The 18139-nt window shown below is 52.9% G+C and carries 24 protein-coding genes and 1 pseudogene; 13 read left to right on the top strand and 12 right to left on the bottom strand.

Annotated elements, in window-relative coordinates:
• The first annotated feature begins 185 nt into the window (after window positions 1-185).
• On the top strand, window positions 186-824 hold the full coding sequence (locus tag A8O29_RS13980; protein ID WP_125354871.1) for a helix-turn-helix domain-containing protein: 639 nt from the start codon (window positions 186-188) through the stop codon (window positions 822-824).
• Between the two features lie 227 nt (window positions 825-1051).
• Here the strand turns inward: A8O29_RS13980 and A8O29_RS22870 are convergent, their stop codons facing one another.
• On the bottom strand, window positions 1052-1177 hold the full coding sequence (locus A8O29_RS22870) for a hypothetical protein (RefSeq protein WP_275942410.1): 126 nt from the start codon (window positions 1175-1177) through the stop codon (window positions 1052-1054).
• On the opposite strand from A8O29_RS22870, the gene A8O29_RS13975 reads away from it, so the two are divergent.
• A complete protein-coding gene (locus A8O29_RS13975; RefSeq protein ID WP_168713876.1) occupies window positions 1176-3656 on the top strand; it encodes a bifunctional diguanylate cyclase/phosphodiesterase in 2481 nt (826 codons plus the stop codon). The two genes, A8O29_RS22870 and A8O29_RS13975, sit on opposite strands and share 2 nt — an antisense overlap.
• A 7-nt stretch (window positions 3657-3663) precedes the next feature.
• On the opposite strand, the gene A8O29_RS13970 is transcribed toward A8O29_RS13975, so the two are convergent.
• On the bottom strand, window positions 3664-3906 hold the full coding sequence (locus A8O29_RS13970) for a DinI-like family protein (RefSeq protein ID WP_125354869.1): 243 nt from the start codon (window positions 3904-3906) through the stop codon (window positions 3664-3666).
• Between the two features lie 198 nt (window positions 3907-4104).
• On the opposite strand from A8O29_RS13970, the gene A8O29_RS13965 reads away from it, so the two are divergent.
• Complete coding sequence (locus A8O29_RS13965; protein WP_125354868.1) at window positions 4105-4536, top strand: glycine zipper 2TM domain-containing protein; 432 nt, start codon at window positions 4105-4107, stop codon at window positions 4534-4536.
• A gap of 117 nt (window positions 4537-4653) precedes the next feature.
• Here the strand turns inward: A8O29_RS13965 and A8O29_RS22980 are convergent, their stop codons facing one another.
• A complete protein-coding gene (locus A8O29_RS22980; RefSeq protein ID WP_217448705.1) occupies window positions 4654-4824 on the bottom strand; it encodes a YnfU family zinc-binding protein in 171 nt (56 codons plus the stop codon).
• 310 nt (window positions 4825-5134) lie between these two features.
• Here A8O29_RS22980 and cspE point away from each other — a divergent pair, with 310 nt between their 5' ends.
• The 3 genes from cspE to A8O29_RS13950 all read left to right on the top strand — a co-directional run bounded on the left by cspE (window position 5135) and on the right by A8O29_RS13950 (window position 5850).
• Window positions 5135-5344, top strand: a complete 210-nt coding sequence (gene cspE, locus A8O29_RS13960; protein ID WP_125354867.1) for a transcription antiterminator/RNA stability regulator CspE — start codon at window positions 5135-5137, stop codon at window positions 5342-5344.
• Between the two features lie 10 nt (window positions 5345-5354).
• Window positions 5355-5549, top strand: coding sequence for a cold shock small protein YmcF (gene ymcF / locus A8O29_RS13955; RefSeq protein ID WP_125354878.1), 195 nt, complete (start codon window positions 5355-5357; stop codon window positions 5547-5549).
• Window positions 5550-5622: 73 nt separating this feature from the next.
• On the top strand, window positions 5623-5850 hold the full coding sequence (locus A8O29_RS13950) for a hypothetical protein (RefSeq protein WP_125354866.1): 228 nt from the start codon (window positions 5623-5625) through the stop codon (window positions 5848-5850).
• 63 nt (window positions 5851-5913) lie between these two features.
• Here the strand turns inward: A8O29_RS13950 and A8O29_RS13945 are convergent, their stop codons facing one another.
• Window positions 5914-6309: a YidB family protein gene (locus A8O29_RS13945; protein ID WP_125354865.1), complete on the bottom strand. Its 396-nt coding sequence runs from the start codon at window positions 6307-6309 to the stop codon at window positions 5914-5916.
• A 279-nt stretch (window positions 6310-6588) separates the two neighbouring features.
• On the opposite strand from A8O29_RS13945, the gene A8O29_RS13940 reads away from it, so the two are divergent.
• Window positions 6589-6849, top strand: a complete 261-nt coding sequence (locus tag A8O29_RS13940) for a DUF2534 family protein (protein WP_125354864.1) — start codon at window positions 6589-6591, stop codon at window positions 6847-6849.
• A 36-nt stretch (window positions 6850-6885) separates the two neighbouring features.
• Here A8O29_RS13940 and A8O29_RS13935 read toward each other — a convergent pair whose 3' ends face one another.
• Complete coding sequence (locus A8O29_RS13935; RefSeq protein WP_125354863.1) at window positions 6886-7893, bottom strand: sensor domain-containing diguanylate cyclase; 1008 nt, start codon at window positions 7891-7893, stop codon at window positions 6886-6888.
• 303 nt (window positions 7894-8196) lie between these two features.
• Between A8O29_RS13935 and A8O29_RS13930 the strand changes: the two genes are divergently transcribed.
• Together A8O29_RS13930 and A8O29_RS13925 are read left to right on the top strand one after the other, a co-directional pair.
• Window positions 8197-8439, top strand: a complete 243-nt coding sequence (locus tag A8O29_RS13930) for a putative hemolysin (RefSeq protein WP_110509713.1) — start codon at window positions 8197-8199, stop codon at window positions 8437-8439.
• 68 nt (window positions 8440-8507) lie between these two features.
• Entirely contained in the window at window positions 8508-8813 is a 306-nt protein-coding gene (locus A8O29_RS13925; RefSeq protein WP_110509712.1) for a hypothetical protein, read from the top strand.
• 14 nt (window positions 8814-8827) lie between these two features.
• Here the strand turns inward: A8O29_RS13925 and A8O29_RS13920 are convergent, their stop codons facing one another.
• Window positions 8828-9328 (bottom strand): 2-thiouracil desulfurase family protein, encoded by a 501-nt coding sequence (locus A8O29_RS13920; RefSeq protein ID WP_125354862.1) that lies wholly within the window; start codon window positions 9326-9328, stop codon window positions 8828-8830.
• A 156-nt stretch (window positions 9329-9484) separates the two neighbouring features.
• On the opposite strand from A8O29_RS13920, the gene A8O29_RS13915 reads away from it, so the two are divergent.
• Window positions 9485-10192: a CTP synthase C-terminal region-related (seleno)protein gene (locus A8O29_RS13915; protein WP_125354861.1), complete on the top strand. Its 708-nt coding sequence runs from the start codon at window positions 9485-9487 to the stop codon at window positions 10190-10192.
• 68 nt (window positions 10193-10260) lie between these two features.
• Here the strand turns inward: A8O29_RS13915 and A8O29_RS13910 are convergent, their stop codons facing one another.
• Window positions 10261-11430, bottom strand: a complete 1170-nt coding sequence (locus A8O29_RS13910; protein ID WP_420854027.1) for a CynX/NimT family MFS transporter — start codon at window positions 11428-11430, stop codon at window positions 10261-10263.
• Window positions 11431-11545: 115 nt separating this feature from the next.
• Here A8O29_RS13910 and A8O29_RS13905 point away from each other — a divergent pair, with 115 nt between their 5' ends.
• Window positions 11546-12340 carry an AraC family transcriptional regulator gene (locus tag A8O29_RS13905; RefSeq protein WP_168713875.1) on the top strand — a complete coding sequence of 265 codons (795 nt, stop codon included), beginning with the start codon at window positions 11546-11548 and terminating at the stop codon, window positions 12338-12340.
• On the opposite strand, the gene A8O29_RS13900 is transcribed toward A8O29_RS13905, so the two are convergent.
• The 3 genes from A8O29_RS13900 to A8O29_RS13890 all read right to left on the bottom strand — a co-directional run bounded on the left by A8O29_RS13900 (window position 12324) and on the right by A8O29_RS13890 (window position 16264).
• The gene (locus A8O29_RS13900; RefSeq protein ID WP_125354859.1) at window positions 12324-12770 is read right to left on the bottom strand and encodes a DUF441 domain-containing protein; all 447 of its coding nucleotides are present in this window, start codon (window positions 12768-12770) and stop codon (window positions 12324-12326) included. The two genes, A8O29_RS13905 and A8O29_RS13900, sit on opposite strands and share 17 nt — an antisense overlap.
• A gap of 107 nt (window positions 12771-12877) precedes the next feature.
• Window positions 12878-14914 (bottom strand): glycoside hydrolase family 31 protein, encoded by a 2037-nt coding sequence (locus tag A8O29_RS13895; protein ID WP_125354858.1) that lies wholly within the window; start codon window positions 14912-14914, stop codon window positions 12878-12880.
• A 15-nt stretch (window positions 14915-14929) separates the two neighbouring features.
• Window positions 14930-16264, bottom strand: coding sequence for a glycoside-pentoside-hexuronide (GPH):cation symporter (locus A8O29_RS13890; protein WP_125354857.1), 1335 nt, complete (start codon window positions 16262-16264; stop codon window positions 14930-14932).
• Between the two features lie 295 nt (window positions 16265-16559).
• On the opposite strand from A8O29_RS13890, the gene yoaI reads away from it, so the two are divergent.
• Complete coding sequence (gene yoaI / locus A8O29_RS22975) at window positions 16560-16667, top strand: small membrane protein YoaI (RefSeq protein WP_420853903.1); 108 nt, start codon at window positions 16560-16562, stop codon at window positions 16665-16667.
• 8 nt (window positions 16668-16675) lie between these two features.
• On the opposite strand, the gene A8O29_RS13885 is transcribed toward yoaI, so the two are convergent.
• Together A8O29_RS13885 and A8O29_RS22790 are read right to left on the bottom strand one after the other, a co-directional pair.
• A complete protein-coding gene (locus A8O29_RS13885) occupies window positions 16676-17176 on the bottom strand; it encodes a YbaK/prolyl-tRNA synthetase associated domain-containing protein (RefSeq protein ID WP_125354856.1) in 501 nt (166 codons plus the stop codon).
• Between the two features lie 237 nt (window positions 17177-17413).
• Window positions 17414-17512: pseudogene (locus A8O29_RS22790) on the bottom strand (hypothetical protein); the annotation flags it as partial.
• A gap of 382 nt (window positions 17513-17894) precedes the next feature.
• Here A8O29_RS22790 and A8O29_RS13875 point away from each other — a divergent pair.
• A complete protein-coding gene (locus tag A8O29_RS13875; RefSeq protein ID WP_125354855.1) occupies window positions 17895-18098 on the top strand; it encodes a hypothetical protein in 204 nt (67 codons plus the stop codon).
• The last annotated feature ends 41 nt before the right edge of the window (window positions 18099-18139 follow it).

The following is an 18139-nucleotide window of genomic DNA, read 5'->3' as shown; positions in this document are numbered from 1 at the left end:
GCTGCCGTCGCCGGATTTGTTGGGATTTGTTGAAGATATTTTATGCGCCTTATATTATTTGAATAGTCCCAAATGGTACTGCTTATTTGTTGCGCAATGATAAAGAGGGATATAAATTTGGAAAAGACGTTTACGCTTTCAGATGCTATACTTCGCAATAAGTCTAAAGAGTGTTCAGGTGTAACATGCAAGCCAATTTTGAGAATATCCACCATTATTATAAGTCGCTGGAATTAGGGCGCTATATTGATGATATTAGTATTGGTGGTGATGTTTTTACACTGGCACCTACTGACTGTGTCAAACTCCATTCCGGCTTTATTTATATTGTTCTTAATGGCTCAGTGGCTATTTCGCACAAAGATAATGAACTGACTGTGGGCAACACCATTGAATATATGCCTATCGGATTGATGGAAGAGTACTGTCCGCTTTTACGTTTTGAATATAAGTGCATGACGCCCGTGACTGCCGTGAAAATATCGTGTGAAAAATTCATGGCACTCTTTTATCAGAGCCCGGAACACATGAGTGTGTTGTCAAAGATACTGGTTTTCATGACCATATTTTCCCTCGAATTGCTGGCGGAAAGAAAACAGCTAACCAGTTATCAAACCATCAAACCGATGCTGCATCGCTATCTCTACCGGGCACGGACGTTTGAGAACGAAAAGGAAGGGCTGGCGAATTTCATTATGCGGCGCACCAAGCTCTCCCGAACGCATGTGTTCCGTGTACTCGCCGATCTCAAAGAAGGTGGATACATCACGATGGAAAAAGGAAAGTTGATTTCCATAGATAAAACGCTGCCGGAAGAGTATTAATCCGGCGCACTGCGCATCCTCAAACCAGACCAGGCCCTCGCTCCCCATAAAGTTCACCCCACTCAGGATTTACTCAGAGCATTCTTGCGATTACCGCACGGAATGTCAGGACCTAAATAATCGTTTGTGTCCTAATTATACGTCCGATAAACATTAATTTCTGAACATGAATCAAGAGAAGTATTGCTCCCTCTATCGTGCTTGCATGACGAGATGTTCTTGGTCATTTAACCCTTTAGTGACAGCTGCATGAAAAACACGATTTCCCACAGTAAATATCCCGTATCGCTAGCCTGCGCTTTAGCCGGGCTGGCCATCATATCGTTTTGCATTGCAGGAGCGATGCTGGCCATGTTTGTCAGCACCGGCATGGATGACACCATCCGCTATACCGGCGAGAGGCTCATTCAGTCCAGCGGGGATAATGTCGTGCAAACGCTGGAAGACTATATGGATCTTCCGACCGTCACTAACCAGCTTTTTGCGCGTACCTTCGAGAACAGCGATCTCGATGCATTAAACGCCACACAGGTTACTGAAACATTAAAAAAGCTAATCAAAACCAATCTGTTTGGTCATGTCTCGGTCGACAGGATGTCCTTCACCACGCCTGACGGGAATTATGTCGCGTTCAATCGCCTTGATGTTAATGGCAAAAAAATCATTAGCATGGAGAAGACGACCGGAGACGCGCATAACATACTGAACGTCTATGAAGGGTCGACGGAATACTCTCGGATTGTGAATACGGTTTATGATTTTAATAAACTCGTGCAACCGTGGCTGGAGCAAGTCACACAAGGCGGAACGTCGAGTTGGTCAAAAGTCTATGAACGCGCTTACAACCACAGTGACAGAATGCTGTCGTACAGAACGCCAGTGTATAACCGTGCCGGAAAACTCTTGGGGGTCGTTTCCTCTGATATTCTTCCCGATAGCATGAGCCGCTACGTCTGTGAAGTTTTGCCTTTCAAAGACAACACCATACTGATAACGGGTCGACATAATAATATTGTCTCGTCGTCAGAAATGCCCATTTCCCCTGCGCTTATGCAGCAGGAGGTGGCAGCTTCTGCGAAGGAACATCACCAGGCCAAAGGGAAGAAGCTTTCAACCGATGAACTGCGCAAACTGTTAACGCCAGAGATCCTTGAGCGAAGCACCCAGCCAAATAGCCCGGCCGAGATAACCACGGATACCGGCGACAAGTATTTCGTCCATTCGATAAAATATGGCAGTTCAGATCGCCTGATACAGGGCCATGTGCTGCTGATCACCTCGAAAGATTCGCTCTCGGGCAACATCAAGAAAACGATTATCACGTTTGCGATCAAGATATTGATCCTTTTCGCCATTATGTATCTGATTGCGGCTCTGATCCTGCGTAATTTCTTCAGCCCACTGAACAATATCATCAGTAAAACCAAAGACCTGCTCAATATGCAGTGGAAGCCGGAAGAGAATAAACGCCTCTTCCCGGAAGTGGCGACACTGGACACCAGTTTCTTCAGATTATCCCATGAGCTGGCGGCCCGCACCGAAAAGCACCGCAAGCTGGTTGAAGAGGACAGGCTGACGGGCCTGCCAACTCGCGCCGGGATGCTCAGTAAGCCTGAAGCTTATGAAGGTAAAAACCTGTTTGCTCGTATCCACCTCAGCAATGCCGCAAATATTTCCCGAGTGATGGGGCTTGAGTATTCCGGCCGCTTCCTGCGCAGCTTCGTCAGCCGGATGCAGAATGCACTTCCAGGTGGAACCCTGTTGTGCCGTGATGACTACGGCAGTTTCCTGGCGATATTCCCTGAAGTTTACGAAGAAAAGGATTTAACCTTCTTCGAAGATATTCTGCATTCCCTTTTCCTGGATATTAAATCTGATGGCGATGCGGATACGGAGCGTTACTGCTTTATCGGCAATTCAGGATTGTTCTTTGGTCGTATGACTCAGGAACGTATGCCGGAAGTGATTTTGAATTCCGGGATAGCGGTGCAGCACGCGGAAAAGATTGGTAACGGTGAGTCGCTGGTCTTTATGCAGGAAATGCAGGAACAAGGGCTAGAGAATATTCGTCTGCATGAAAAATTACAGCATGCTATCGCCAACAACGAATTCCATATGGTCATGCAGCCGATCATCAACCTGAATCACCAGGATAGCTGCAATGAAGGTGAGTGTCTGATTCGCTGGCAAACGCCGGACGAAGGGTTTATCTCGCCCATCAAGTTCATTAGTCTGGCCGAAGAGTCGGGGCTGATCATTCCGATTGGGCGTTGGGTTATTGCCGAATCCTGTAAGCAGCTGGCGAAGTTTATTGCGCGCGGGGGGCCGAAAGATTTCAAACTGCACGTCAATATTTCAGCCATGCAGCTGCAGCAACCTGATTTTACCTCGCATTTGTTCACCTGTATTCAGGAAAACGAGCTGATGAACGGCAACATCTGCGTGGAAATCACCGAAAGTACGCTGATGAAACACACCGACCAGATTGTCGACACGCTGAAGTATCTGCGCCGTTTGGGCGTGAGCGTGGCGATTGATGATTTTGGCTCTGGCTATTCGAGCCTCTCTTATCTGCACTCATTCCCGTTCGACTGTCTGAAAATCGATAGAACGTTTGTCTCTGATATTTTAACCAATGAGAAGAATGCGGCGGTGGTTTCGTCGGTGCTGACGCTTGCCAAAAGCTTTAACGTACCGCTGGTGGCTGAAGGTGTTGAAACGCTGGAGATGGTTGAGAAGCTTCAGGAAATGGGATGTGAACTGGTGCAGGGATACTACTTCTCCAGGCCACTTCCCTTTGATGACTTTTCGGCAACGGTGAATCGCGGCTGACGGCGCGTTACTCGTCGACCAGCCACATGTCCGCTTCTTCGAACATTTCCTGAACGGCGCGGCTTATCTGTTCCTTTTCATGCTTGCTGGCGTCAGTGTTGATCGCCGGCAGCGTCATCATTGGCTTAACGCGAATGTCTGCTTCCGGGAAAATCTGGTGAACGCGACGGGTGAGTTCGCTGAGGATCTTTTCTTGTGCGCCAGGCAAGCCTGCGAAATTGCGTTTGTCATAAATCAGTTCGACGAACATTACTGCTTCCTTTGTACCGTTTAGATGCACAGTTTTATACTGTATGGATACTCAGTGTCAAGGCCGCCGTGGCAGCAATAGACGCAAGTATGCTCTGGTAAAGCCTGTCAGGGAGTGCTGTAGCATTAATGACTTAGAGGAAACTCGCCCGGACTGGCAGAATCGCGACTACGTTTAAAACGATAAAAAGTGGCCATCATGAAAAAAAGTGCACTCATCGCAGTCAGTTTTCTGCTTTTCGCCAGCCAGTCTAGTTTTGCCGGAAGCAAAACGCTGGTGGAATACGGCGTGGTTCAGCAGAGTCGTGTCATCAGCGAGGCTAACGGGCAGTATCACCCTTTACGGACACTCGCAGCCGGGGCGTTGGGCGGCGTGGTAGGCCACCAGTTCGGCAACGGTAAGGGCAAGACCGCAATGACCGCCGCTGGCGCACTCGCCGGGGCGGGGGCATCACGCTACCATCAAAGTACGCAGCAGGCGCCACAGCAGGTCGATTTGCTGATTAAAACCGAGTCAGGCGCCACTATCGACGTGGTCCAGTCGTACACCGGCGGAGTCGTCTTTAATCCGGGCGACAAAGTACGCATCCTGACCAGAGGCTCAGACACCACGGTCGATAAATCACTGTAAGGGCGCTACGCCGCAGATAACAAAAACGGGAACCTTTGGGTTCCCGTTTCTATACCTGATGCCTGACTGCGCTCAGGGTAATGCACTAAGCGCGTGCCTCAGCAGAAAGGTGTCTAATTACCTGGCAGCGAGCTGCGACGCAGAAAAGAGCGTGCCGCAATAGGGGCAGAGCAAAGGACTATTTTTCTTGATTCTTGATGGACTGTGCATTGATTTCTTTGCACATTTCGGACATGAACATTCTGCGGGTTGGGAAGGGCGAAGTTGACGATTTTTACGTTCAGCCATGTGTATTCCTTATATGTTGGCGCAAAACAATACCTCAATAGCCCGCGAAAAGCCCTCATTCATTTTTTTATTTTTAACAATGCAGACTTTTCCCGGCTCTGAAAAATCTTTTGAGATAAGCCTTGCTAAATAAATTTAATCGTGCGTTAATGTTCTATCGGTTTGAACATACACGTTATCTGAAACAGTTCTCTTAAGTCGTCCTCATCATTTTCTCTCCTTGATGTACCTTCTTCAGTTTTCTTAGAAACAACAGGTTTTCAAACCAAACACTGCCTGCGGGCCAAATAATAATTAAAGGTAAAAAAACATGTCTAATCAGACTGGTATTGTTAAATGGTTTAATGCTGAAAAAGGTTTCGGCTTTATTACACCAAAAGACGGAAGCAAAGATGTCTTCGTACATTTCTCTGCTATCCAAAGCAACGATTTCCGTACTCTGTATGAAAATCAAGAAGTTGATTTCTCCGTTGAAGCAGGTCCTAAGGGTCCTTCCGCTGTCAACGTAGTTCCACGTTGAGGGCTTGATTATTACTGACTCAATTCACTTCCGCTGCCCTTGCTGCCACGGTTCACAATATCGGACTTCATCCTTCGATGTGACTGAAAAAAACCCGTTCGGTGCAAAATGTATTTTTTGCAAATCAGCAATGGTCACCGCCGATAATATTTACACCTGGCAACGTCCTGCTTCTGTTTCCGCTATTGCCGAGTTCAGAAAGTAAAACGCACGACGTTATCAGATAAATAGTCTTTAAATTAGGACAGGTGACAGACAGACATCCATCCGGAGAACGAATGAAAAAAGTGCTCGTGTTTTTTAACGCAGAACCTCTTACCGTCGTCTCCGTAATGCCTGATGAAACGTCAATACGTCGTGAATATCCGAACGGAGAGGAGGCAAATTTGATAATAATGTCTGCCAGTTTTCCCTCTTTGACCGGCGATCACAATGTAATCCACGTCGCCACAGACAGAGAACTTGCTGCAGAAGATATCCTCAAAGCAGCTGAAAAGTACCTGTAAAACTGATTGTCCAGATAACCGCCCAATGGGCGGTTTTTTTATGCCTGTCATTCAGGGACTTCGTCAGCTAAAAAGCTTACCTTTCAGCAGTCCCATGCCTTCAGACAACAGGTCCTGTTGCTGATTAACCTGTCCATCGGGTGAAAGCGTATCGACGACTTTTGGCAAATGCTCGGCAATCAGGTTTGACGCACTTTGCGTGTCGATGCCCAGTTTAGCCGCGAGATCCGCAATGGCAGGCGAACCTAGCACAGACGTAATCTGGTCACCCGATACCGGATGGTTGGTGTCGGTGCTTATCCAGGATTCAATCGCCGAACCCAATCCTCCCTGCTGAAATTTTGCCAACAGGCCGGTGACGCCGCCTTGCTCGTTAATCCACGTTAGTATCGCCTGATAGATGCCAGCCTGTCCGTCCTTACCACCGAGCATGCCTGCCACCTGGTCGAATAAACTCATAATGTCATTCCTCACTGTTCACTGCGTGAATTCATCGGCCTAAACCGAGGTGCGTATAGCGGGATGAGTCAAAAGAATGCGAGGCGAGCCTCACAATGCTTAAGTATAAAACACCCACCTGGGTTCTGTTTTTCTTTACCTGGAGGGCGGGCGAGAAGGGCTGTCAGGGGCATTCGCTGCTAAAAAGAGCAGCCGTACAGTTATGAACGAAAAACAGATATCCGCCGGGTTAATTTAATGTTAAAACTGCGCCGGAAAATCCCATCAGAGAAGTCTGTAATGCAGCTGGAACAATTTAAAACAAAGAACGGAAAGCGCTTTATTCTGGCGGTTGCCGCCATCTTTGTCATCGCGCTGGCGCTTGTGGGACATGCCACATTTGGCGGAGTGGTCGAGGAGTACGATTTACCGTATCACGTCTGGTCAAATTCGATGTTCATCATGCAGGGCGCGATGGTGCTGGTGTACAGCATCGTTTTCACGCTGCTGTGCTCCATTCCGCTGGGATTCATTCTGTTAGAGCCTGACCGCGACCAATAAGTGATGATGCCTGAACGCCGCGCTATCGCGGGCGTATCAGGAGGCGACAACCACGTTCTGGCGGGCTTTTTTATCCAGATACATCGCAGCGTCTGCCGCCTGAATGGCGCTTTCTGCGTCCAGCTCATACGGGTTAACGTCGATGGTGCCAATGCTGGCTCCAGGATAATTAATCGTGTGGCCACTCAGCAGATAGTGGCCGCGGATTTGACGGCGCAGCAGGTCAATAAACGGCGCTTTCTGCCCGCTGGACGTGATTTCACAGGCGACGAGAAACTCATCCCCGCCCAGACGCCCAACGATATCTTCATCGCTCATCACCGAGGCCAGCCGCTGGCCGACCTGAATCAAAAATTCATCACCGGCCTGATGGCCATGAACGTCATTAATTTCTTTGAAATCGTCCAGATCGATAAACGCCACCAGGACATGTGACTGGTTCACCCGCGCGCGCTCAAACAAAATGTCGAGATGTTCATACACGGCGCGTCGATTGGCGAGGCCTGTCAGCGCATCGGTGTAGGAATACGTAATCAACGCTTCGTTGGCCTGACGCAGCTGCGTCACCAGTGACTCTTTTTCAATATACCGGGCAATCAGGCTGGCGAAGAGGTGCAGCACGTGTTCGCTGTTAATGCTGTAACTGTGCTGGTCGCGGCTAGAAGCGCAGAGCGTGCCATACAGCGAACCATCGGTCAGATGCACGGGCGTGGTGAAAAAGGTGCTGATCCCCAGGGCCTGCGCGGCATGGCAGTCGGGCCAGCGGGTTTCCACGTCATTGCTGAAATAGTGCTGTTCGTCCACCGCACGTTTGCACAGCGTTTCATCCCACGGAACAGCAAAGCCTTCCGGGATCTGCATCTCGCTGCTGTTGCGGGCGTAAACGATATGCTGCAAACGGGTCGCCGTATCGATCTTGGTCAGATAGGTCGACTCCATGTGCGTCACCATCTCCAGCATTTCCAGCAGCTGGCGCACGAGGCTCTCGAGTGATTGTTCGGTGGCGAGGGTTTGTGAGACGCGGGCAAGAATAATATCTGACATGACCTGAAAGCTCCCGTGCAAGTAACGGCAAAAACTGCACGCTATGCTGAAAATATCGACTATCTAAAAATAGTAAACCATGAATACATCAAGTTTTATACATCGAAAAGGCGAGAATGCGAGACTTCTTGGGCAAAAAAAAGCCCCGTCGGGGGAGACGGGGCAAAAAACGTATTGATTATGGAATGATGTGTTCTCGGGTCATAACGAGAACGCTCCTAATTTAATTTGCAAAAGTGCAGTTAAAATGAAGAAATAGTGAAGATTAAGGCAAATCAGCCACCCATAAAGGATGCTATATCAATGAAATATGCCGGATTACTGCTGCCGATTCTACTGGCAGGCTGCACCACCGCTGAACAAAACGATGCACCACCTCCGCCAAATATCGGCATGGCGAATCCTGCTGCGGTGTACTGCCAGCAAAAAGGCGGCACGTCGGTGCCCGTGCAAAGCCCGCAGGGCGTGCGTTCAGACTGTAAACTGCCTGGCGGAGAAGTGATTGACGAATGGACCCTGTATCGCCGGGATCATAAGCAGTCGTGACAACACGCTGCTCTCCAGGATACAATTAAGTTAAGATTAATCTTAATTTCAGAGTATGTGAGAGCAGCATGTTTCAGCTTAAACCGGGCACCCTGGCGATGATCATCGCGGCCCGTACGCCCGCAGGCCGGGCGAATATCGGCAAATCTGTATCGCTGTTTGCCCTGTGTCAGCCGGGCGAACGCGTCCTGAACCCTGTCAACGGCGTAGTCACTGAACTGCCGCGTGAGGCCCAGCGAGCGCTGTGGCTGGTGACGGGGGATGTCCAGTCGGCGGATGGTCAGTCGGGTTTTTCATTTGTTCGCCCTGAACATCTGATGCCACTAACGCCTGATACGATACCTGCTGATGAGCTGGAAAAAGTCACGGAGTAAGACGGTTAACAGGATTACGCCTTTTCATCCTGTTCCTTAATCCAGGCCAGCAACGCCGGGATTTGCTCATGTGAAAACACCGTAATGCCATGCTGGCGTAACAGTGCGGCGGCAACGCCGTTGCCAGCGATTTTTTTGCCGCTGAAGCTCCCGTCATAAATTTCGGTACTCCCGCAGGTAGGGCTTCCGTCCGTTAACAGCGCTGCAGAACAGCCCGCGCGTTGAGCCGCTTCGAGTGCCAGCCAGGCCGCAAGCTGGTAATGGGCGGTGACATCGGCCCCGGAGCTTTCGATAATGCGAGCCTGGCCTGCCATCACCTGTTCACCCTGGCCCGCGACAATTTCGGCCGACGGGCGCGGGGTCGGTAATCCGGCTGCGAGTTCCGGGCAGTGTATAACCAGCCTGTTTTCTGCCCTCAACGTATGCAACAACTCACCCAACTGGGTTTTGGCGCTGGCGTTATAGCGCACCGGATGTCCCATCAGACAGGCACTCACCAGAATTTTCGTTTTCATTGCAGCTCCGTATTTTCCCGCTAAAAGAGTAATACGAACCGCGAACAGATGAAACGATTGCCAACTGCACATTCTGGGGATTGTTCTGCGTGCAAAACCCCGGTAGGCTGGTGTTCCTTATGTAGTCCGAAAACTGCACAGCATAAGGAACCCTTCATGGAACTCGATTCGAATAAAAAAACCCTACGAATTGCACTAGTCGGCGATTTTAATCCCGAGGTGATCGCGCATCAGGCGATCCCGCTGGCGATTGATGATGCCGCCGCCGTTCAGGAACTCACCGCCGATTATGATTGGGTGGCTACCGCCGACATTAAAAGCGCGGACTCCCTGGCGGGCTACGACGCAATCTGGCTGGTGCCGGCAAGTCCGTACAACAATGCCGAAGGGGCGTTGATCGCCATCCGTTACGCGCGTGAAAACAGCATTCCTTTCCTCGGCACTTGCGGCGGATTCCAACATGCTATCCTCGAGTATGCTCGCAACGTACTGGGCTGGAGTGATGCGGCACACGCCGAAACGGATACCGAAGGCCGCATGGTGATCGCGCCGCTGAGCTGCTCGCTGGTCGAAAAATCAGACACCATCGAACTGCGCGCCAACACTCTGATCGCCAAAGCCTATGGCCGCCTCAGCATTGAAGAGGGATATCACTGCAACTACGGCATTTCGCCGGCGTTCGCGGCGGAACTCGACGAAGGCGCGCTGCGCGTCACCGGCTGGGATGAAGAGGGTGAAATCCGCGCGGTGGAACTTGTTACGCACCCGTTCTTTGTCGGCACGCTGTTCCAGCATGAGCGCAACGCGCTGGCAGGGCGCCCGGCACCGCTAGTCCATGCGTTTCTTCGCGCGGCTGCAAATTAAACCTCGCCCGGCGGCACGTCGTTGCACGAAACTCCAACGCAAGCGTCGTGCCACCGGGCAATTGACATCTACCCGTGAATTTCCCGGTCACGTCCCGCTAAACCACCAAACACCGCCATCACCATCGAAAGAACGGCCACTGTAATCAGCGGAATATGCCAGTCGCCGCTGACGTCATGGATTCGGCCCATCGCCGGCGGCCCACAAGCCGCCAGCAGATACCCGACCGATTGTGCCATCCCGGACAACGCCGCCGCCTGATGGGCAGACCCGGCACGCAGGCCAATAAACGTCAGCCCGAGGATCATCGTCGCGCCACAGCCGAAGCCGAAAATTAGCGTCCACAGCATCGCCTGCTGCGGGAACAGCCAAAAGCCGACGGCGCTCACAGAGCACATCAGCGCCACGCCGATGGCAATCCCGCGCTGGTCTTTGAGTTTAAACAGCATCAGCGGGATCAGCAGCCCCGGCACGGCGGTCGCCAGCTGCAATAAGCCGTGCAGAGAACCGGCCTGCGCTTCGCTGTAGCCGTGGCTGATAAGAATGGCGGGCAGCCAGCCGACGATCACGTAATACACCAGCGAGTTAAGCCCGAGGAACAGCGTCACCTGCCATGCCAGTGCGGAACGCCAGATGCCTTTGCTGTGCAGGCTGCGCGCCCCGGTCATCGTGCCCGGCGTGTGATTTCGCAGCTGCGGTAACCAGACTATTAGCGCCAGCAGCGGGAACGCCATCAGCGCCAGCAGCGCACCGTGCCATCCCGCGCCGTTCATGGCAATCGGTACCACCACCGCGGAACCTACCGCCGCGGCAATCCCCATCGTCAGAGAGTATGCGCCGGTCATTTTCGCCACGTGGCCGGAAAAATCGCGCTTGATAAGACCCGGCAGCAACACGTTCCCCAGCGCAATGCCGCAGCCAATGATGGCGGTTCCGACGAACAGCAGGCCGGAAGAGGGTAATGAACGCACGGCTACCCCGGCGCAAATGAGCAACAGGGCGGCGATCAAGCTGCGCTCCATGCCAAAACGGCGCGCAACGCCGGCGGCCAGGGGAGATATCAGACCAAATGCCAGCAGCGGCAGGGTGGTCAGCATCCCGGTCTGGGCGGTGGACAGCCCATAGTCGGCACGAATGCTGTCAAGCAGCGGGGCGGCACCGGTAAACGTCACGCGCAAACAGGTGGCGATCAACAGGATGCCCACAATCAAAAGCAGGTTCTGGCGAGGGGTCGTCATGGACACAGTACTCATGGTGTTTTCAGTCATATTTTGGTGCGATTACGATAGCGGTTTTTCGCCATGATGAAATCAAGCTAAAATGACAAATAATCGCTAATATCGGACAAATGCAATGATGACAGGACTGGGGCTTGAGGGATATGAACCCGACAGCCAGCACGACGCTGCGGCGGCCTTTCGCGTTCAGGTTGTGGAAGACGAGCAGTACATTCCGGAGCATCAGCATCGCAAAGGCCAGCTGATCCTGGCTCTGCATGGGGCAATCACCTGTGAAGTGGAAAATGCGCTGTGGATGGTGCCGCCGCAGTATGCGGTGTGGATCCCCGGCCAGGTGCCACACAGCAACCGCGCGACGCCGGGAGCCCGGCTCTGTTTTCTGTTTATCGAACCCGGCGCGGCGGCGTTACCGGCGCATTGCTGTACGTTGAAAATCTCGCCGCTGGTACGGGAGCTTATTCTCAATCTGGCGGTTCGCCATGACTCTCCGCAACGAGACCCGGCGACGCTCCGGCTGATCCAGGTGCTGTTTGACGAGCTGCCGCAGCAGCCGCAGGAACAGCTCCAGCTGCCGGTTTCTGCCCATCCGAAAATTCGCATGATGGTGGAAAAGATGGAGGCGGAACCGGCGGGGTGGCAAACCCTGGGGCAGTGGGCGAGCTATTTCGCGATGAGTGAACGCAATCTGGCCCGGCTGGTGGTGAAAGAGACCGGGCTGAGTTTTCGGCGCTGGCGGCATCAGCTGCAGCTTATCCTGGCGCTACAGCTGTTGATCCGTGGCCAAAACGTGCAGCAGGCGGCCCATGCGTTGGGCTACGACTCCACCACTGCGTTCATTACCATGTTCCGCAAAGGATTAGGCCAGACGCCGGGGCGGTATCTCAGCGGGCTGGCTACCCCTTCCCAATAAGTATCGAGACCAGTCCGGCGGCGATAAGCGGCCCGACCGGCACGCCGCGGAACAGCGCTACGCCGAGCACGGTCCCCACTAACAGGCCCGCGACCAGCTGCGGTTGCGTTCCCATCAGCTGCACGCCTCGTCCACCGAGCCACGAGACAAACACCCCGACCGCAATCGCCACCAGCGATTTCCAGTTCACGAACGAGTGCAGCAGCGTTGACGCAGGCAGCGTTCCGCTGGCGATAGGTGCCATCACGCCGATGGTCAGCACAATAATACCGATCGTCAGGCCCTGTTTTTCAATCCAGGGGAAAAAGGTATTCAGCGGCGTAACGCGCACGATGATTAGCACCAGAATAGAAACGGCGACGGTGGTGTTGTGACTGACTAAACCGAGCGCCGCCAGCCCCAGAAGAATTAACAGGGTAGGGTCAAACATTTGGGAGTCCTTGCCAAAAAAAGTAAGCCTGCTCACTGTACGCTAAATAGCGTGCATAAACAGGCTCCTATATAACAATCACCTATTTTTGGGCGTCTGCCCGAAGGTCAGCGTGTTAAGACGCTGACCAGTTGACTCCCTTCCCGGATGAATACCGGGATTGTCTCGAGCGGCGCGTCCACAGTGATGCGTTCGCCCCCACGATAACGTTCGCCGTTGAGCGCCACCCAATTAGCGCCCGCCGGGAGCCAGACGTCGCGCTGACGTTGCCCGGCGTGAATCACCGGGGCCACCAGCAAATCCTCGCCGAACAGGTACTGATCCTCGATTTCCCAGCTCTGCTTTTCCTGCGGATAGTGCCAGAACAGTGGACGCATCAGCGGGTCGCCGTGCTGATGGGCGTTGTCATAGAGCGCATCAATATACGGACGCAGTTTTTCACGCACCGACAGCCAGTGCTGCATGATGTCGAAATTGGCTTCGCCGTAGCTCCACAGCTCGTTGGGTGAACCGCTGTTGCATTGCGGAATGCCGTCGCGATAGCGTTCCGGCGGCTGAATCTGCGGCTCGCGATAACCGTGCATGCGCAGCACCGGGCAGAAGACCGCCCACTGGAACCAGCGGATCAGCAGCTCGTGGAAAGCGGGATCGTTCACGTTACCGCCCTGGAAACCGCCGATGTCGGTCGTCCACCACGGAATGCCCGCCAGCCCCATGTTCAGCCCGGCGGCAATCTGGTTACGGAAGGCATGGAATGAGGAGTGTACATCGCCCGACCAGGCCAGCACGCCATAGCGCTGGCTTCCGGCCCAGGAACAGCGCACCAGGTTGACAATATCCTGCTCGCCGTTGGCTTTCAGACCGTCGTAAAAACCCTGGGCAAAATCGCGCGGATAGCGGTTGCCGACTTCCAACACCGGGCCTGCGTGATAGCGATAGTTGTCAAAATCGTAGGCGCGGTATTCCGGCTCGGCTTCGTCCAGCCAGAAGAGTTTGATGCCCACATCGTAATAATTTTCCTTCACCGTTTCCCAGACGAACTCCCGCGCCTGCGGATCTGTGGCATCGAAGAAGGTGGTGTTGCCCATAAAATCGAGATTGACCTGCACGCCGCGCTCGCTGCTGACCAGCCAGCCTTTGGCCTTCATTTTCGGATACAGCGGGCTACGCGCTTCCACCGTCGGCCAGACCGACACCATCAACTCAATGCCCAACGCGCTGAGTTCGTCGACCATCGCTTTCGGGTCCGGCCAGTCAATCGGGTCAAAACACCATGTGCCCTGATTCGGCCAGTGGAAGAAATCAATCACCATCACGGACAGCGGCAAGTTGCGACGCCGATACTCGCGCGCCACGTCGAGAACTTCCTGCTGGGTGCGATAGCGCAATTTACACTGCCACAGGCCGCTGATGAACGCAGGCGCAGGCGGGGGCGTACCCGTGGCTTTCGCATACTGTCGTGTGATATCGACGATGCTGTCGGCGGCGGTTATCCAGTAGTCCATTTCGCCGGTGACGCGGGCCCGCCATTCAGTCTGATTTTTGGCAAAACTCACCTCACCAATCGCCGGATTATTCCACAGCAGGCCGTAGCCGAGGCTCGACTGCATAAACGGCACGCTGGCCTGAGAGTTGCGCTGCGCGAGTTCCAGCGTACAGCCTTTGAGATCCAGCCATGGCTGCTGATACTGACCCATACCGTACAGCCGCTCTTCAGGTCGCGACTCGAAGCGCACGGTCAGCTGATATTTTCCGCCCGCCAGCGGCTTAAATTCACGACCGTCGAGCTTCAGGGCGCTGACGTATTTATCCTGGCCTTTTTCGCTGGAGCCAATCCCAACGGTCGAGCGCTGGCGCCACATCTCTTCGAGCAGCAGTTCGCCGCGCTGGTTATAGAATGCCAGCTGGCCTTTCAGATTAAGCGTGGCGGTAATGTTGCCGTTACGCAGCGTCAGGCTTTCGGCGCCAGAGGTGATTTCTGCGGCACACGGTTCGGCGGGAAGCAGCGCCTGAAGGTCGTCAGTGAAATTGGGTGCGCAGGTGGCTCTGACGCGCAGGCTGTTGCGCCCCCAGGTTTCGATGCGCAGGATCTGGCGTTCAAAGCGCCACTCGATGCTATTGGAATGTGAAATGAGTTCACTCATGGATAAACGGTCCTTTTACGCAATAGGGTGTCGGGCGAGATTGATGGATTTCATGGTGCTGTCGTCGAGCTTGTACCAGCGCAGCGTGGCAAACGCGGCGAGCGAAAGCAGGCCCGGCACGACGGTGAAGAGGGCGATAATGCAGTACATGGCGGTAGAGGATTGCGCCGCGGCGTTAGGGACGTATCCGCTAAAGCCCAGCGTCCAGCCAACAATGGCCCCGCTGATGGCCATGCCCAGTTTAAGCACCGCCAGGAAGGTGGAGAAAATCACGCCGTCCATACGCTTGCCCTGTTTCCATTCGGCGTAGTCAGCCACGTCGGCCATCATCACCCACATCAGAGTGGTGGTGGCCTGGTAGAGCGTGGAGATAACGAAGGTTAGCGGCACAAGGATGAAGACGGATTTTGGCGCGAAGAACAGGGCGATACTCAGCACGCCTGCCAGCACGGCACAGTAGCCGAACATTTGCACTTTGCTGTAGCTGCGCGTCAGGCGTTTGGCCAGCGCGCTGCCGGCGGCTTTGCCCAGAATGTGTGCCCCGAGCATCCACATGAAATAGCTGGCGCTGCCGAGATAATAGGTGACGAAATACATCATGGCACCAAGACGAACAACCCCAAAGCCAATATTGGTTAATACCAGAACCGCGACCACACGCCACTGATCGTTGCGCACTAAATCCCGCAGTTCAGAGAGATAATTATTATGGGTCGCCGGGGCATTAATTCGTTCCCGGGTATTGGCGAAACAGAACCAGAACATAATCACCGCTACGGTGGCCATAATACCCATCGCCCAGCGATAGCCGAGGAGTTTATCCGCGCCGCCTAAGAATTCGGCTAATGGCATCATAAAGAAAGTGGATAATGCGCCGCCAAGGGTGGCGAGAAAGAAACGATAAGATTGCAGGGAAATACGCGCGTCGTTATCCGGGGTGATCACCGCACCCATCGAGCAGTAAGGAATATTAATGGCGGTGTACATTAACATCATCAGGGTATAGCTCACGGTCGCGAAGATCATCTTTCCGTGCAGGTCTAACGATTCCGGTACGGCGTAGGTCAGCAGGCAGCTGGCCCCGAACGGCAGTGCCAGCCACAGCATCCACGGCCGGAATTTACCCCAGCGCGTTTTGGTGCGGTCAGCGATATACCCCATCGCCGGGTCGATAATGGCATCCGCAGTACGGGCCAGTAAAAACATCGTGCCGACAAATGCCGCCGGAAGCCCAACCACATCGGTGTAATAAAAGGTCAGAAAGATAATGACGTTATCCAGTCCAATATGACTGGCCATATCGCCCAACCCATAACTGATTTTTTCTTTACGGCTAATTGTCTCGGTCATGGTATTCACCTTGCCAGTGTAAGGTTTATTTCGGAGGTGTTCTGGCATTGATGGTTAACCATGGGATGAAACTTAACAATTACGAGATTTGGCAATGTACTTATGGAAAATCTTTTTCGTGATACCGGTAACAATAATCAATATTGCTATTGCCGGTTCGGTTTTTCCGTCATGACGATACTATTTTTGCGGGTGAATCGTTTCAGTATTTAACGTCACGTTCGGCGCGGTATCTGTCTGTCATGCGGTTGTCATGAAGGTGGCGTAAGACGGATAAGGTGAGCACAGGAGGGTGATGATGTACGATCAACAATTTGTCGAAACGCTGATTATCTTTCTCTCATTTTTAACGGTGGGCGGGATTCTTGTGGCGTCCGTGTTGTACCTGGAAAGACGCCACTGACAGGGTATTCATTCAGCGCGGCGGAAATCGACCAGCTCCGGCTGAGCAATGCGCAGATAGTCCTGAGTATCCATCACGATAGATTTTTCCAGCAGGCCGGCGTTAAATGCGATTTCATCGAAACGCTCGAACAGCAAGGGGTCGGCCACCAGTTTCAGGGCCGGATGAAAGCTGAACGGCGGGATCGCGCCAAACACGCAGGCGGTCAGTTCGTCTACTTCCGCCGGGCTCGCCAGCGAGGCTTTTAGCCCGCCCAGATGCGTCGCCAGGCGCGATAAATCGGCCTGTTGATCGGCGGCTAAGATAGCCAGCACATGCTGTTTCACACCGTTGCCTTTCACTTTGCAGACCAGCGCCTTTGCGCCTTGTCCTAACGCCGTACCTCGAATCTCCGACACCGCCTCGCATTTACCCATCGCTTCATGTTCCATCACCCGAAAACGGGCCTGATGCTGCTCCAGCACCGCCAGCAAATGCGGGTGGACGTCGCGGGAAGTGATTTCAGACATAATGACTCCATAAAAAATACCGGGCTGTCAGGATAGTCTTTCAGATGAAGTGGGGCAAGGCGGGGGAGCCAGAGGTTAAGACGATGCGGTAATGTCCCATTCGCGTGTCAGGGATAAATATCCGTACTTCCACATTGCCCGGCTCATCTGGCCGGGCGAGGAATTAACAGCTTACTTGGCTTTCTTATTAATTCCAGATTCTGCGAGTGTGGACAGTTTATTATCGGCACTCTTCTCTTCTTCAATCAGTCCCTCCATCGCCACGCATTTGATGCGTTTTAAACGCAGGTCCGGGACGCTGTCCACAACCCCATCGATACGCACGACATGCCCTCGATGTTAAGCCGGCTCGTTTTCTGCTTCGCTGAAAAACGTAAAATTTGCGTCATACTTATTCAGGGTTGGAGGTGTCTCTTCGCCAGGAGACAGATGACATGAGCAATCACAGCAAGGGTAACAACAAACGATAAATAGACTTATGCCGTAGCACTTAACGGTGATTTTATGGATACCTACGACGTGTTGACCTTACATCCGGCTCGTACTTACAGTGAAGGGACTGCATTAAAGATGGTCTATTAGGTTAATCCAGGCAATGAGTAACAGGCGTTACCCTGGATGATATATTAATATCAGCCCGCAGTAATCAGGGGATATCAGTACTGAAGGATAATCAACGAGTTTAATGTCGACATATTCCGAGAGGAGGGTAAATACGATGAAGATAACACCCAAACAAATAAAGAAATTACACCTTGGCGCAGCGATTGCGTGGGTTGTATTAGCGATTCCTTCTGTCATATGGTGGAAAAACAGCGTGTTGTGGGTAATCATCATCAGTATATACGCTAACATTGTCGGACATTTATCGGGTTATACCGCCGCGCGCGCTGATGAAGCCGCGGAAGAAAATGAAAGATGATGCTCACCACCGCAGAATCGTGCAAGGGTGGACGTATCGCA

The sequence above is a fragment of the Scandinavium goeteborgense genome, from assembly GCF_003935895.2.
GTDB classification, from domain to species: Bacteria; Pseudomonadota; Gammaproteobacteria; order Enterobacterales; family Enterobacteriaceae; genus Scandinavium; species Scandinavium goeteborgense.
The sequence above is the reverse complement of the archived record's forward strand: the minus strand, read 5'-3'. Positions and strand labels throughout refer to the sequence as shown.